General features: G+C 68.2%; 14 protein-coding genes. 10 read left to right on the top strand and 4 right to left on the bottom strand.

The features are described from left to right. Positions 1-790 precede the first annotated feature (790 nt). From ACZ470_RS36015 to ACZ470_RS36035, 5 genes are all read left to right on the top strand, one after another. The gene (locus ACZ470_RS36015; RefSeq protein WP_468434157.1) at positions 791-2161 is read left to right on the top strand and encodes a replication-relaxation family protein; all 1371 of its coding nucleotides are present in this window, start codon (positions 791-793) and stop codon (positions 2159-2161) included. Positions 2162-2251: 90 nt separating this feature from the next. Further along, positions 2252-2524: a hypothetical protein gene (locus ACZ470_RS36020; RefSeq protein WP_468434158.1), complete on the top strand. Its 273-nt coding sequence runs from the start codon at positions 2252-2254 to the stop codon at positions 2522-2524. Between the two features lie 74 nt (positions 2525-2598). Further along, positions 2599-2856, top strand: a complete 258-nt coding sequence (locus ACZ470_RS36025; protein ID WP_468434159.1) for a DUF6207 family protein — start codon at positions 2599-2601, stop codon at positions 2854-2856. An 80-nt stretch (positions 2857-2936) separates the two neighbouring features. Continuing rightward, on the top strand, positions 2937-3302 hold the full coding sequence (locus ACZ470_RS36030; protein ID WP_468434160.1) for a PadR family transcriptional regulator: 366 nt from the start codon (positions 2937-2939) through the stop codon (positions 3300-3302). A gap of 185 nt (positions 3303-3487) precedes the next feature. Further along, entirely contained in the window at positions 3488-3805 is a 318-nt protein-coding gene (locus tag ACZ470_RS36035; RefSeq protein WP_468434161.1) for a hypothetical protein, read from the top strand. A gap of 281 nt (positions 3806-4086) precedes the next feature. Here ACZ470_RS36035 and ACZ470_RS36040 read toward each other — a convergent pair whose 3' ends face one another. The 4 genes from ACZ470_RS36040 to ACZ470_RS36055 are packed head-to-tail and all read right to left on the bottom strand — an operon-like array spanning position 4087 to position 10164. Beyond that, positions 4087-6264, bottom strand: a complete 2178-nt coding sequence (locus ACZ470_RS36040) for a helicase associated domain-containing protein (RefSeq protein WP_468434162.1) — start codon at positions 6262-6264, stop codon at positions 4087-4089. Continuing rightward, positions 6265-8598: an nSTAND3 domain-containing NTPase gene (locus ACZ470_RS36045; protein ID WP_468434163.1), complete on the bottom strand. Its 2334-nt coding sequence runs from the start codon at positions 8596-8598 to the stop codon at positions 6265-6267. Then, on the bottom strand, positions 8595-9740 hold the full coding sequence (locus ACZ470_RS36050) for a helix-turn-helix domain-containing protein (RefSeq protein WP_468434164.1): 1146 nt from the start codon (positions 9738-9740) through the stop codon (positions 8595-8597). Before ACZ470_RS36050 ends, ACZ470_RS36045 begins: the two co-directional genes overlap by 4 nt. A gap of 46 nt (positions 9741-9786) precedes the next feature. Further along, positions 9787-10164 (bottom strand): hypothetical protein, encoded by a 378-nt coding sequence (locus ACZ470_RS36055; protein WP_468434165.1) that lies wholly within the window; start codon positions 10162-10164, stop codon positions 9787-9789. 333 nt (positions 10165-10497) lie between these two features. Here ACZ470_RS36055 and ACZ470_RS36060 point away from each other — a divergent pair, with 333 nt between their 5' ends. From ACZ470_RS36060 to ACZ470_RS36080, 5 genes are all read left to right on the top strand, one after another. Continuing rightward, the gene (locus tag ACZ470_RS36060) at positions 10498-10761 is read left to right on the top strand and encodes a hypothetical protein (RefSeq protein WP_468434166.1); all 264 of its coding nucleotides are present in this window, start codon (positions 10498-10500) and stop codon (positions 10759-10761) included. Then, positions 10758-11129 (top strand): hypothetical protein, encoded by a 372-nt coding sequence (locus ACZ470_RS36065; RefSeq protein ID WP_468434167.1) that lies wholly within the window; start codon positions 10758-10760, stop codon positions 11127-11129. The genes ACZ470_RS36060 and ACZ470_RS36065 overlap by 4 nt, the downstream gene beginning before the upstream one ends. Continuing rightward, positions 11126-12622, top strand: a complete 1497-nt coding sequence (locus tag ACZ470_RS36070) for a ThiF family adenylyltransferase (RefSeq protein WP_468434168.1) — start codon at positions 11126-11128, stop codon at positions 12620-12622. The genes ACZ470_RS36065 and ACZ470_RS36070 overlap by 4 nt, the downstream gene beginning before the upstream one ends. A 141-nt stretch (positions 12623-12763) precedes the next feature. Then, entirely contained in the window at positions 12764-14662 is a 1899-nt protein-coding gene (locus ACZ470_RS36075) for a hypothetical protein (RefSeq protein ID WP_468434169.1), read from the top strand. 107 nt (positions 14663-14769) lie between these two features. Beyond that, positions 14770-15510: a DUF6308 family protein gene (locus ACZ470_RS36080; RefSeq protein WP_468434170.1), complete on the top strand. Its 741-nt coding sequence runs from the start codon at positions 14770-14772 to the stop codon at positions 15508-15510. Positions 15511-15616: the final 106 nt, after the last annotated feature.

The following is a 15616-nucleotide window of genomic DNA, read 5'->3' on the forward strand; positions in this document are numbered from 1 at the left end:
AACAGGCTGCCGCCGTGCCGATCACGGCGACTGACCCGAATGCTCACGCCGGGCCCCTGTGGATAAAGTCCGGAGATCTCTCCCCCTCTCCAAACCGGGGCGAACTGGTGCGTCAAGGGTTGAAGCGGGCCCCCTTGTCGAGTCGTGGTCGGCCCGACCACGGACCCCTTGTCCGATGCGGCGCGGGCCGCCAGAAGCAGACGTTTCCCCTAGACAGACTTCGCTACCGGCCGCCGTCAGGTCGCGGACAAGGGGTGGGCGTTCACGGTGGCCGCCACGCGCCCGCAGGAGGGGCATGCAGCGGCCACCGAGACATCGGGGCGGCTCTCCCCTCGCGCGGGTGCGCCACCGGCCGTCGCAGGGCCGGTGGAGGACGCCACGACGCAAGGGAGAGACCCGGGATGATGACCCAACACAGGCGCCCGCCGTACCCTGACCGCACCGCACAGCGGCGAGCCGCGCGCCCTACGCGAGAAGGGGTGGTCGGCCGGACAGGCCGCCGCAGTCTCCTGCCGCCGGCGCTTGCGATCTCACTGCCGTACCCACTTCCGTGCCCTGCACGAGCGCGGACCGCATTTCCCCTGGCCACCACGGCTTTCCAGGGCTTCGGCGCGTCGTCACAACCCTCTTCTCTCCTCCTCTCACTGACCAAGCCCTGGGAAATAGGTGGGGGTGGGGTGTCAGTGGTGGAGGCGATCATCGGGTTCAGGGCGCGCCTGGTGCCCTCTGCGGCCGGGCGGGGCCGGCGCCCGGCAGGTGGCCGGACGCGACGCATGGGAGGGCAGGGCTGATGGCGGGCAAGCGCAAGGAGAACGAGGCAGGATCGTCGACCGGGCTGCGCGCCGATGTGCTGCGCGTGCTCGGGGTGCTCAAGGCCGCGACGGCGGACCAGATCCAGCGCCTGTCCTCACCGCACCTGACGTACCGGCACACCCTCAAGGAGACGGCAGCCGAGCGGAAGGAGGCACGCACCGCCTCCCACCGCGGCGCGCTCAACGATCTGCGACGGCACGGCCTGTCCGTCGACGGCGGCCGCACCCGGGGCGGGGAGGAGGTGCGGCTGCTCACCAAGGACGGGCTGGCCGCCGCCGGCCTCGAGTTGGACCGGGGGCCGGAGGAGATGGGCGGCATGCCCAAGAGCGCGGGCCGCTCGGGTGCCTCGCACGCGATGACGGTCAACGAGACGGTCATCGCGATGATCCGCCCGAAGCCCGACCTCGCCCTGGTGGCCGGTGAGCCGGCCGAAGCCGTCGCCGCCGCCCAGGCCTGGGTCGACGCGCCCGATGGGATCGGCACCATCACCTCCTACGCCACCGAGGTCGCCCTCCCGGCGACCGGCACCTGGAAGAACCCCGGCGTCGGGTGCGCGTGGGCCGACATCGTCCTCACCGCTCCGGAGGTGGGGCTGCCGCTGCTGTTCATCGAGGCCGACAACTGCACCGAGGAAGCCCCGATCATCGCGGCCAAGTTCGACAAGTACATGCGCCACTTCCACCGCAAGGTGAAGGACACCGACGGCCAGGACAAGCCGATGTGGCGCACCCGCTGGTCCGCTCCCGATCCTCAGTGGGGCGACGCGACGCACCCGCCGGTCCTGCTCGTCTTCCACCAGGTCGGCAAGCGGCCCGCGCTGCAGCAGATGAAGAACGTCGCCGACCTCACCCGCGAGCACTGGCAGGGCCAGTGGGCCGAAGGCGGCTTCCGCATCTACAACCAGAAGATGCCGATCGTGGCGACCACGCTGGAGCTGCTGCGCGAGCACGGCCCGGCCGGGCCCGCGTTCTGGCGCTTCGGCCGCGAGCACCGACAGAACCTGTGGGCGGCGATCGGCAACCCCCGCCGGGACGCCTTCCTCGCCCGCCGTGCTGAAGAGCGGCGGCGCCGCCAAGCGCAGGAAGCAGCCGAACGCGAGGCTCAGCGCCCCATGTGCACAGGCTGCGGACAGAAGTTCACCGACGACCGGTGGAAGGCCAGCGTCGCGGTCGACTGGGGCCGCGGGGACAGCCACCCGCACCTGTGCGATGACTGCAAGGCACGGGCAGTCGAAGCGGAACGGCAGGCGGAACAGGCCGAACACGAGCGCCAGGAGCAGGAGCACCAGGAGCAGGAGACGGCGCAGGCCTCGAAGGCCGGCGGCTGGCTCGGACGCTGGCGCAGCTGATCCGGGCACGCCACCCCGGCAGCGCGGGCGCTTGCCCAGGACCACCTGGGCAAGCGCCCGTTGTCGGTGGCGGCTGCGAGGCTGGACGACATGGACAGCGACGATGAGCAGCTGCTGCGCGGCAGGATCTACGGAGCCGACCACGACCACCCGGGCCCGAAGCCGGGACGCAGCTACGCCGAACTGGTCGGCGGACCGCTGGACGGACTGCTGCTCGACATCACCGGCTGGAGGCCGCAGGAGATCGACGACGGCGTCTCCCTCCTCACCGAGCTCGGGCAGTTCGGCCCCGGAGGCCGTGCGCTCTACGACCCGCGCCCCGGCGACCCATCCCGCTGGGACTGGGGCGGCGACAGCCCCTGACGGTGCGCCACTCGGTCGGGTGAAGACACGGCAGCGGCGGAACTCACCCCGGCCGCCCGGGCGTAGTGCCGTACATGAACCCGATCAACGAGGTGCACGTGAGTGAGCCGGGCCTGGTCGTCGTCGACGTCGCGGCCGCCGACGACGCCACCGCCCTGGACTTCCAGCAGTTGCTCGCCGATCGGTGGGCGACGTCGCCCGCACAGCACACGACGCGGGACGCCGGTCAGCCCGGAGTACGGCTCCGCTGCTACCTGGACCTGCGCCAGCCGATCAGCCCGGTCGCACCTGCCGTAGGCCCGCCACCAGCGAGCGCAGCCGCACCTCGGTGACGGGCCTGCGCCCGACACCTCACTCATGCCAGCAATCTACCTAGGTAGACATCACTCATCTACCTAGGTAGATTGCTGGCATGTCGGAACCGAAGATGACCCCACACACCCAGACGGTGCTTCGCGCACTGCTCGGCCGGAGCGCTGACGGCGAGCGCCGCGCCGCAGTGCTCGCAGACGGGCTCTACGGCCTGGAGCTGTCGAAGATGACCGCCCTGCCTAACGGCACTCTCTTTCCCCTTCTCGAACGTCTCCGCCAGGCCGGATGGGTTGAGCGCTACTGGGAGGAGGACGACATCGCCGAGGCTGAGGGCCGCCCCCGCCGCCGCTTCTACCGCCTCACTGACAAGGGCGCTGAACAAGCCCCGCACGCTCTTGCTGCGGCCAGCGTCGCCACGACCAGCAGTGCCCCCGCACGCCCGGGACTTGTTGAGGGTGCGCTGTGAGAATCTCGTTCCGCAAAGCACCAACGATAGATCGAGACCTGTCTGGCTCAGCCGTTCGGCTCGCCATCGAACGCGCGGGCTTGAGTCACTGCATCGAGGCTCGCATCAGTGAGGACAGCTTTCACTACACGGTGAGGCTTGTCGGTACGAAGGTCGGCCGACTTGTACACGGGCAAAACGTGGTCGTGAGCAAGGAAGCAGTTAAGCAATACGACGAACAACGGCGCGGGGTTGTCGTCGCGATTGGGCAACTGGAGGTCGGCATCGTGTCCGCGCTGCCCTCCGGGGCAACTGAGCGGGTGAGGTGGCTGGACCGTCTGCTGCGATGCGCTACGCGGCTGCTGCCGTTAGGTGAGCGGAACGATTGGCTGGAGGAGCAACAAGGCTATCTCGCCGACCTCTCTTCGCGGCGGTCCCGTTGGTCGTGGGTCCTTCGGCAGCTCACCGCAATGCCGCGTTACGCGTACACGGTGCGCACGGGACGGGAGAGGGAGCCTGCATGACGCCCCCACCCGGACCGCAGGGACGAGTCTCCGAGCCGCTGCTTTCGCAGCGTGCCGTACTTGTGCTTGTGACGGCCGCCTTCCTCGGGACAGTTGTCGGCATGCTGACCCTCTTCAGCACAGGCAACGCGGCGGGTGCCGTACTCGCCAGCGTCTCTACGGCTGGCGCGAGCATCCTCGGTCTGCATGCGCTGATCGGCTATTGACACCACCTACGTCGTCACCAGAGTCGTGGGGCCGGGCAGGAACACCCTGTCCGGCCCCACTGCCTGTCGGTACAGCTACACCCACCGCATCCCGATCGCGGACAGCTGCTCCACCCGCTCCGGAGCCAACGTCGCGGCCCGGGAACGCTGGTTGCCGATCCAGGCGCCCAGCTTCAGCTCCCGCTCCTCCTGTTCCTCGCCGCTGCCGCCCTTCCCATCGCCGCCGACGACGATCCGTTCGACGTGCTTCCTCGGCACCCGCAGGTGCCCCTCGCGCTCGTAGAACTGCTTGGCGGCCTCGTAGTTCATCGCCCACTTGTCGGCCTGCGTACGACGCGGCTGGGGCTTCTCATCCTCGGCTGCGGGCTCGATCCCGAGGACCTGCTCACACATCCACTGCTGCACGGTCGTGAGCTTGTCCCAGCCGAGCCGCACCGACCGCACCCACCGCCCCAGATCCTCGCCCTGGCGTACAACGTCACCCGGCTCCATCGGGAGCGCACCGCCCTCCTCCAGGTGCAGCCGGGTGAGGTGGAATGCCCGCTGCCACTCCACCGGCCAGGCCGGGCACCACGACGGGTCGATGTCCTCCAGCTGCTCGCGCCGCTCGTCCGACAGCGCGCCGGCCGACGACGCAACAGGCAGGCCCTCGGCACGCCGCTGCTCGATCTCGGCAGCCTTCCGCGCGGCGGCCCGCGCGTTCTTCAGAAAGATCCCCACCTTCGCGCCCTTGTACGTGGCGTCCAGCGGGGCCAGCAGGTGCCCGTTCTCCTCAGCCCACCCGCGCGCCGCGGCGAGGCCCTCCTCCCACGCGACGTCGTAATGCGACCACACCATGCCGAGCCGCTCAAGCTGCTCGACACGCTCTTCGTCCATGTCCCCGCGGGCGTAGAACCTCCGGTTGTCAGCGATCCATTGCCCCAGCGGGAAATTAGCGAGCGAGGCCGACCACCCCTCAGCCTGAGCCTCCTCACCCGTCGGCACCCGGTACGTGAACGGCACCTTGAGGTCGCCCACTTCGCGGGCGTAGATGACGGCGGCCTCGATGCCACGCCGCCAGTGCTCGTGCTCCGGGTCCAGGACCCGCAGGTTGATGAACAGCGCCAGCTGCGCCGGGTCACGCGGCGTGGAGAACTTCAGCAACGCCTTCGCGGGCCCCGAGGCGCCACCCACGCCCCCATCACCCTTCGCCATGTCCTTCTCGCCCTTCTGGACGGGCTTGTAGCGGCTCGGAGCCTGCTGCTGCGCCAGAGCCTCCACGATGCGGGCGTCATGCGCCCTGAGGGCCTCCAAGAGCTTCGCCAACCCGCCGTACGCCCGAGACGTGAGCATGTTGTCCGCCGTCTCCCCGGGCCCCAGCAGCACCGGCACCACAAGACTGGCCATCTTGCCCTCGCCCGGCTGCATCCGCAGCGCCCGACCCACGGCCTGGACCAGGTCCGGCATCGACCCGCGCACGTCCGCGAAGTACACAGAGTCACAGTTTCGGGTATCTACGCCCTCACCCAACACCTTCACCGAGCTCAGGAAACCCTTCTCCACCACCGTGCCGTCCGTGGCGATCCCGTCGGCAAACTCCCCGAGAACCCGCCGCCGGTGGTTCGGCTTGTGGTCACCACACAGCCAGTCCGCCCAGACCGCACGCGGGTACAGCTCCGGATCGCTGTCGTGCAACTGCGCCGCGACATCAGGAAGGCCGGCCGCGAACGCCTCAGCCTCGCGGATCTGGTGGTGGAACGAGAGCGTACGGCGGAACCCCTCCTCCGAGGCCGCCTTCACCAAAGCCGTCTGCAGCGCGGCGAGCCTCGCCCCGCGCACCTGCTCCGACCTGCCATCCGCACCGAGCAGCACGGCCGCCTGGAGCTGCGTGTCGGTGACATCCACACACACCACCTGGTACGGCGCACAGATTCCCCTGTCGATCGCCTCCGACAACGTCAGGGTGAAACACCTGCTGCCGAACGGGCCGTTGGGGTCGTCTTCCATGCTTGCGACCAGCTCGCCCGGCGCGCCCTGCTCGGAGTCCTCGTCCAGCTGCCACAGCCGGGGCGTGGCCGTCATGTACAGGCGGCGCAGGGACGGGATTTTCTGGTTGTTGTGGACGACCGCCCAGGGCTTACCGATCCGGCCGGAACAGCGGTGGGCTTCGTCCGTTTTACCGATCGAGGCGGTGTGCGCGTCGCTGCTGACCTGCTCTTTGAGGTGGTTGCATGTGTTTGTAGCGTTCGCACTGTTGCTGCGACGTGGAGGCATTCAGCTATCGATGTCGTCGAAGATGCTCCGGCTGCGTGAGTGCGCCTGGCCTGAGACGTTTATGCGGCCTCTGATGTCCGGATGTTCGTCCGGACCAGGCTCGTAGTCGTTGTACGAGGAGTCAATTGTTTCTTCGACTTCGGCGATTGCCTGGTCGAGGGCGTCTGCAACTTCGGTGTTTTGATCGAATGCCTCGCGGTACGTGCGTAGCTGTTCTTGCAAGGTGCTGTAGTACTGAGACGGTTCCTCGTTGGACGGATAGTTGTCTCTCCAGACGTCCAAGACCCAGTCTAGGTCTGGAATCAGGTCTTCGCGCACGCGCTGAAGGAGGTACTGCTGGTCACTTTCGGAGAAGAGGATCTGCCATTCTGGATCCCGCAGCCATGCGGCGTCGGGGGTCTCGACGGCGAGTGTGGCGACTTTCTCTCGGATCCGGCTGTGCTGTTCTGGGCTGAGCAGTTCAGCTTGGTGTAGGCGTGCGAGGACCTTCGGCTCGTGGATGGCGTCCAGGAAAGAGATGAGTCTCGTGAGTTGGGGCACGAATTGGGGATCGGCCTCGGTGTAGAGCCTCAAGAACGTGTCGGAGCATCGCGTGGCGAAGAAGTTGTACCATTCCGCAGGGTAAGCGCGCTGACCTCTGGCTTGGGGTTCCGCTTCGTGAAGGCGTTTGACGACGGCGGGATAAAGAGTTGGCGGAACTCGAAGGAGCGTGCCGCGTTGTTGTTCCGTGCCGCAATCGATGCGGGTGAGAAGCGTTCGCCAGTTCAAGCCATTGATGAAGATACCCAGCAAGTTGGGATCGACTGCCATGAATTCGGCGAAGCTTTCCTGCAGGGTGGGGTGGCGGAATGACCACCCGGTTGTTGCGTCGCTGCCGGGTGGTGAGGCGAGGCGCAGGAAGGTTCCGGTTAGGGCCAGCAGGGCGCGGCTGACACCTGCGGGGGTGCTTCCGATCCGGTTGATGACATCGTTTTGTGACGCGTCCAGATTCAGCGGCGCGGGGAGTTGCTCGCCTGCTTGGTAGGTCAGGGCGAGGGCGGCTTTTTCGTCGTGTCCTAGTTCGGCGTAGAGGTCGCGGAGGAAGGCCGTGGGGCGGGCCATGAAGTCGGTGATGCCGCGTTCGGTCGGTTCGAGGTGGTGTGTGAAGGCTTGTTGTCCGAGGCGCCGGGCCACTTCGGGGTGGAATGGCTCAGTTGCGGCTGCGGGGTCGAGATGTGGCTTCATTCTCGCGCGGACCTCTTGTGGCTGGTCGCCGAGTTTGATGTGGTTGTAAAGGATTTGGCGGCGTTCATGCAGGGGCAGTTGAGCGACGTCGACGACGACCTGCTGTTCGTGCAACAGGGGGTAGGCGTACTCCTTCAAATAGGGGCGGGCGTCGCGGTAGATGTAGTCGCGCGAGGTGAGGACGACTTTGGCTCCACTGCGGACGGCGGTCATGACGTGTCTCATGCGGCGGGACCAGCTGTCGGTGAGCTGCTGTTCATGGCGCACGGCGCCGAAGGCGTCATCGATCCAGAAGAACTGGTTCGGCTCGTGCGGATTCCAGTGCCGCACCAGTCCATCTGCATCGTGGGCGTTAACGGTCAGGCAGCCCCAGGCGTCGAGGGCGGTCATGGCCAAGGTCGCGGCGATGACAGATTTGCCAACGGCGGGCTCACCGAGGAGCAGGACGAAGCCGTGGTCTTGCACAGCTTGGACGGCACGCCGGTAGGCGTCGGTGACCACGAAGGTGGCCAGTTCGTCTCGCAGGTAGCCGAGCAGGGCCTCGGCTTGCGTGTAGGCGCGTTCGTCGAGGATCTGGGAGAGGTCGCCGAGTCCGTAGACGCGGGGGACGAACGTCCGCAGGCGCTGACGGGTGGCGATGGTGTCGCAGATCCACTGGCCGTCGAGGACCAGCGGGTACCTGACGCCGGCGTTGAGTAGCCGTCGTCGGATGGTGGCTTCCGAGGCGCCGCTGACCCGTGCGTTGGTGAGCAGGACGTAACTGCCGCACAGGCCCTGTTCCACCAGAGCCTGGACTTTGGTGAACTCGTCGTCGAGATCTGAGGGCGCGAGGGTGGTGTCGGCTTTCTTGGTGTGTTTGCACTGAAGGACGAAGGGGCCGTCGGGGATGTCTTGGACACCGATCGGGTCCGGTGGTTGTTGCCAAGTGCCGTAGAAGGCGCCGTCGCGTCCGCCGTCGTTGGAGTCGGCGAAGGTGTGTACGGACTGTGCCCACACTTCGCGGAGTACGGCTGCGCACAGGTCCTGGAATGCGCGCCAGCCCAGGGTGTGCAGGGCGAAGTCGGGGGAGCCCGGTGCTGCGGCGGTGCTTTTGCGGGGGTGGTCGGTCACTGTGGCTGGTCCTCGGGGGGGCCATTGTGGGGGAAGCGGACGGGGCGTTTGAGGTTGTTGCCGTGGGTCCAGGGCAGGGCGCCGTCGTGCTGGAGGCGGCCGACGACGATGCCGGGGGCGATGCCGGCCTGGCGGGCGAAGGCTTTGACGTTGTCGAAGGGCATGGGCCTGCGGGCGAGGCGCCGGTAGGCGGCGTTGTGCTCGGGCGGGATGAGGGTCTGGGCTGCGAAGGCGTCGGCTTCTTCCTCGCTGCGGTCGCCTTCGGGGGTGCGTTCGTCGGCGCGGTCGGTGTTGTCGAGGAAGGTCAGTCTCTTGCCGTGCAGGAGGGTGTGTCCGATCTCGTGGAAGACGGTGAACCAGAAGTGGTCGTCTTTTTTGAACCTGTCGCTGAGGGCGATTCCCACTTTGTCGGGGGTGAGCCAGCGGGTGACGCCGGAGACGCTAGTCAGTGGAGGGGCAGGGAGGAAGACGACGGCTACGCCGGCCTGGGCGCACAACTGGGTGATCCGGCCGGGCCAGGTTGCCGGGTCTTCAAGGGTGAGGGCGCGCAGGCTGGGCAGGAGGGCGGTGAGGGCGGCGCGGTCGAACGGCTGGCAGGGCAGGGCGCGGGCCTGGAGTTCTGCCTGGCGCAGCCATACCGCGGTGGCGTAGTCGTCGGTCTTCAAGACGGTGGAGCGGCGGAAAGCGGTGCGGTAGCTGCGCCAGAGGTCTTCGGCGACGCCAGGGTCGGCGACGCCGAAGAACGCCAGCAGACGCTGGAGGTTGTCCGCGCTCCTGTCCTTGTTCGGCAGGATGCTGCGCTTGACGAGCTCGGTCAGTGAGAAGTTGTCGAGCCAGTCGATGCGCTTGCTGAGCTGCTGGAGCTCCTGCTGGCGGGTGACGTGGGTGCGCCAGGCGGCTTCCAGCTGGTTCCACATGGAGGCCGGGATGCCGGTGGCGCGCTCGAGGAGGAGCGCGGTCTCGGGGGTGAGGACCGCGGTGCCCTGGACGATCTGGTTGATGTGCTTGGTGGACAGGCCGGTACGCCGGGCGAGGTCGGCCTGCGGGATGCCGAGTGCTTCCAGTTGTTCTTTGAGGGTCTCGCCGGGCGGCTGGGCGGAGTCGGGCGCGTAGGCGAAGGGCGTGGCGGGAGGCGGGGTCACGGGTGGTGCCTCTCTGAGGTCGGGGAGGCGGGGGTGGCGGGGGCGGTCATCGCGTGATGGCGATCGCGGTGACTATCAGGGCGCGTACGGAGTGTTCGTCAAGGGTGCCGTCATGGTGGGCGGCGGGCGGGTCGTCGCGGGGGCGTACGACGAGGTGGCCGTGGTTTCCGAGCGAGACGATCCGGCTGATGCCGCTGTCGGCCGGATCGGGCCGTAGCCGGGCGGCCGCGAGGCGATGCAGGTCGGCCAGGTGGTCGGCGGCGGCCATCTGGTCGAGGCGTCTGTGGAGCGTGGCGGCGGCCTCCGGCCCGAAGCGGGCCCGGCGGGCCGCGTCGCTGTTGCAGACGCGGGCGAGCTCCGCGTCGTCGAAGGCGATGTCCACCGGCAGCCCCAGAAACCTCTTGCGTATACCTGTCGCTTCCATGTTACTCTCTCGATCAAGAAAAGTTTCATTGGCTTTCTAGGTGCATGAAACTCCGCGCACGGTGGAGCGTCTTTTCAGGTCAGATGGATCCCTCTTGAAGGAGGTAGGTCGTGCCCGGGAAGGCCAGTAAGGCGAGTGGGTCTGGTGGGAAGCGTGGTCGGAGTGCGGTCACGGGTCGGTTCGTGCAGCAGTCGACGGTGCGTAGGCATCCGTCGACGACGGTGAACGAGCGCGCGTCGCGCGGCTCGAAGAAGAGCAAGTAGGCGGGCTTCGGGCCCGCCTTTCGCATATCCCGGCCCGCTGCGGCGGGCCGGGGAAGGAGAGGTGGTCGTCATGACGACAGCAGACATCCAGCACGAGGAGACCAGCGGCAAGACGGTGACCGTCACGGTGGACGGCGAGCCGGTGGAGGTGCCGAAGCGCACGACGCCGAACGCGGTCCTGGGCCTGGCCGGTATCGACACGGGCACGCACTACCTGGTCCGGATCACCGGTCGGCATCAGCATTCGTTCGCCGGCCGTGGGGAGGAAGAGATCATCGTGCATGAGCGGGAGACGTTCGTGTCTGTCTCCACCGGCCCGACCCCGACCGCATGACTGCGGTGATGCCGGAGGCGGGGCCCGCGGGCATGCTCGCGGGCCTGCGCCGCGCCGGTTACACGGTGGAGCAGAGCGGCAACTTCGCCGTCTTCGACTACCTCGTCGAGGTCGGCCCGCAGGCCGGGACGACGGTGCGCATCGGCCTAGAGCTGGTGCCAGACTGGCCGCTGTCGGCCCCGCACGGCCCGCACATCACCCCCCGCCTGGGACACCCGTACGGCGCGGTGCACACGTCTCCGCTGGGGCAGGAGTGGGAACACTGGAGCCGGCCGCCCGCCGACTGGGCACATGACCGTACGGTCCGCGGCTATCTGCGGCACCTGCGCACCCTGTTCGCGCAGCTGGAGAACGGCCCCTCCGCGTGATCACCCGCTTCTCGGTCGCCATGACCAGCGACACCGCCCAGCACCTGACCGATCACCTGCGCCGTGCGGACGGGCAGGAGGACTGCACTTTCGTGCTGTGGCGTCCGAGCACCGGCGCCAGCCGCACCACCGCCCTGCTCACCGAGGTGGTCCTGCCACAGGACGGTGAGCGGATCGTGCACGGCACGGTGGACTTCACCAGCGCCTACTTCCTGCGAGCCGCTGCCCTAGCGGCCGAGCGGGGCTGCGGTCTCGGCTTCATCCACGCCCACCCCAAGGGCCGGGGTTGGCAGCGACTGAACGCCATCGACCACACGGCCGAGGAGTCCTTCGCCGCGCAGACCCAGGTGATCACCGGCCGTCCGCTGGTGGGACTGACCTTCGCGGGCGCGGATGCCGGATTCGGTGCCCGCGTCTGGCAGCAGCAGCAGGCCCCCCACCGCTACGCCCCCACCGAGGCGGAGAGCGTCCGCGTGGTCGGCGACCGCCTGACGGCCACCTTCAACAACCGTCTCCTCCCCGCGCCGCTGGCCACGAACCGGCAACTGCGCACCGTCTCCGCCTGGGGACAGACAACCCAGGACGACCTGGCACGTCTGCACGTCGGCGTCGTCGGATGCGGCTCGGTCGGCATGCTCGTCGTCGAAGCCCTGGCCCGCACCGGCATCCAGAACCTGAGCCTGTTCGACTTCGACACCGTCGAGGAGCTCAACCTCGACCGGCTCCTGCACGCCACCATCCGTGATGCGCGCCTGCACCGGGCCAAGGCCCGCCTCGCCAACCGCACCTCTCGCCGCGCGGCCACCGCCGTCAACTTCCGGGCGACGCCGTACGAGCTGAGCGTGGCCGAGCCGGCCGGGTTCGCCGCCGCGGCCGACTGCGACGTGATCTTCTCCTGCGTCGACCGGCCCTGGCCCCGCGCCGTCCTCAACCTCCTCGCCTACGCCCACCTCATCCCCGTCGTCGACGGCGGCATCGCGGTCGACGCCCGCGGCGGACGCCTGCGCGGCGCCGAATGGCGCGCCCACATCGCCGCCCCCGGCCGCGCCTGCATGGAATGCCTGGGCCAGTACGACCCCGCCCACGTCCAAGCCGAACGCGACGGCTCCCTCGACGACCCCGCCTACATCACCGGCCTGCCCGCCGACCATCCGCTGCGCCGCAAGGAGAACGTCTTCGTCTTCTCCACCAGCGCCGCGGCCGCGCAACTGAATCAGTTCGTCACCATGACCACCGCGCCGGGCGGGATCGCCGACACCGGCGCCCACCTGTACCACCTGACCACCGCCACCCTCGACCACCGCGAGGACGGCTGCGAGAAGGACTGCCCCTACGACGGCATGCTGCGGGCACTCGGCGACGACATCCCCGTCACCGTCACGGGACGGCACCCAGCCGCTGAACAGGCCCGCGCTACTCGTGCCTGCGCGGTACGCCGCTGGCCGCTCCGCGCCCGGCGCGCCGTCGACGACCTCCTGCACCGACTCCGATGAAAACACCCCCCAGAAGCATCGGGAGGACCACGCGTATGCGCTTGGCCGCCCGGCCTACGAGACCAACACTGAAATCCGCAACAACGTGACACCGGCAGCCGGTAGTTCACGGCCAGCGGGTACCGCACGACGGGAGTGCCGATGAACGCGGCAGAGCGCCTCGCCCAGAAGATCGAAACGCTGACCCAGATGTTCACGGATGCCGAGCCCGCGTCTTTGCGCACTGGCTACCTGGCCGATCCCTCGGCCAGGCGCCCAGTACTGCAGGGCTCTACCGCGACGGCTCTCGTGCCCCGCTGGAACGAGCACTCCACCGGGCTGCTGGTGCCCGCCACCGTCCAGTCACCCGTGCCGATCGACCTGGGAGCGGCGTATCTCACCCCCGATGAGATCTTCGGGTTCGAACTGCCTGCCGACTACGCCGTGCGTCAGCTGGAGCGCCTTCCTCTTGAAGGCGTCATACGGTTCTGCGCCCTGGTGCTCAACGCCCTGGAGCTTCCCGGTGTGTCCGTGCAGGCCGTCGAGGCGCACTTCGCTGGCGAGTGGCTGGATGAGCCGGTCCGCAGCCGTGTCCGGAACCTGCTCCGGGACGAGACCCGCAGGCTGCTCGTGCCCCAGGCCTTCATGCTGCTGGCCCGCATGGCGCTGGAGGTATCCCCGGACACAGTGCCGGACGATCTTTCCGACGGGGACATCGTCGGTGCTCTGTTCAGTCTCACCCAGACCATGGGCCGCCACCCTGATGCCGGCCCGAGCGTCATCACGGACCGGCCCGGCAGACTGGGCCGCGAACTCATCGCCAACCAGCACTTCCACCGCAGCTGGTCCGTCCCAGGCGTCCTCGCCCGCTATGCGCGGCGTTGGCTGCAACTGCCCGCCGAACACCACGGCGAGCCGGGGATCGTCGACCTCAGCCAGGCCTACCAGGACTGCACCGGCGCCCGCCTAGAGGACCTGGCGGCCGTCGCTGGCTATCTGTGGCTGCGCACCACGATGGGGCGGTTCGTCATCGAGCCGGGTGAACTGGCCGGACTGGCCATGCCCGCGGAGCGCGTTGAGGCAGTCCTGGTGCTGATCACCAACGACCTGCCCGGCATGCGGGAGGCCGTACGCAGGGAACGCCCCGAACAGCGCACCGAATGGTCCTTCGATCCCTTCCAGCAGTGGCCCGTGATCCGCCTTCCCGGGGACCGGCTGCTGATCCTTGATCCCCGCCACCTGATCAGCCGGGCCTTCGGATGGCTGCCGATTTGGGACATCGAGTTCCCGCCGTCAGGGCGCACCAAGCCCACCGGCCACCGCAAGATGGCCGCCCAGGCTAAGCAGACCCTGCGCCACTGCAGTGAGCTGTATGTCAGCGAAATCCTGCACGCGATCACCCGCGATGAAGGGACCACGCGCCGCGTCTACGACGACGCCGACCTCAAGGCCGCTTATACCGCCGAGGGCCAGCGCATCGCCGACGCCGCGATCGACTATCCCGGCACCTGGATCGTCATCGAGGTCACCACCACCCAGCTGCGCCGCGAAGCCCGCACCGCCGTACCCGACGAATCGCAGATCCAGGACATCGACAAACTCGTCGAAGAACTCGACCAGATCAACGCGACCATCACCGCGCTGCGCAGCGACGAGGCCTCCCTCACCGGCGCACCAGCTGCTGGCGACCGTCGCTTCCTGCCGCTGCTCGTGCTGCCGGAGGGCTTCCCCGTCAACCCCATCACCCTGACCGTGATCCGTGAACGCGCCCGAAGGAAAGGGCTGTTCACGAAACCGGACACGGACCCGGTGGAGATCGTCGACATCGAAGAACTGGAGATGATCGAGGCCTTGCAGGAAACCTCCGGCCCCAGCCTCCTCGACATCCTGCGCAGCAAGCAGTCCGGCAGCCTGCGCAACGCTGCCGTACGCGACCACATCCTGCACGTCTTGCGAGTACAGCCCGACGCACCAGCCCGACACGGTGGGCTGTTGGACAGTGCCCTTAAGCCACTCGTCAACGCCCTGCCGCAACCGCACAGGAGTTCCTCCACCAGCTGACGGTCGGTGCCCCTGCGTGACCCACCGACGGTTCGCCGCATGCTTCTCGGGCAGGACTTTCTGGCGCCGCTCACCCGCTCACGATCTCGATGAAGGACGGAGTTCTCATGGCCTCTCCTACCGCTGCGCCCGGCGTATCTGGAACGTCGTTGTCGTCGTTGGGGCAGCGGTTGCGCGTGCTGCTGAGTGCAGAGCGTGTCGTCGGTGACCTGCGGGGGTACTTCGGTATCGATCTACCGCCCGGCGCGGTGGCGTTCACCGGCAGTCGGTTCGAGCATCTGGCCGGTGGGGGTGACCGGCCGGAGGTCGCCGACCGGATCACGGCGGAGGACCTGGTCGCGGTGCAGACCTTGTCGGTCACCGTTCCGGCGCCAGTTGCGCTGGACCTTCTGGAAGGCCACCTCGGCGCTCACCTGTCCGACCTGCTGCGTGTGGTTCCCGCTGATCTGGACATGGCCCAGGCCGATACGGTCCACCTAAAACCGGGCTCGCCGGCCTATAGGGCCTGGGAGCTGCTCTTCGGCCAGCACGGCGTCGGGTGGGTTACAGCGGGCAAGCTCCTTGCCCGCAAGCGTCCCCGGCTGCTGCCCGTCTACGACGACGTCGTGCGCTGCGCATTGGGACACCCCACCGATTTCTGGCTGACACTGCAGGCCGCGCTGCGCGAGGACGGCGCCGCGTTGCACCGTCAGCTGCTTGAGCTGAGGCAGGCCGCGGGGCTGCCGGAGACGGTGAGCGCGTTGCGGGTGTGCGACGTGGTCGTGTGGATGCGGCACCGGATCGAACACCGGAACTGCCCCGATGATGCCTGCCGTCAACGTGACCCGAGGGGGCGTTCTGGCGTGTGAGGGTGACGGACTTTACCAACCGTGACCTGGGTGTGTGGGACGTTCGCGTGGAGTGGTCCGGGGACGCGGGGAGGGGTGTGGACTCGGGGCCGGAGGGTTCCGCCAG

It is taken from the genome of Streptomyces sp. NPDC031111, from assembly GCF_055570675.1.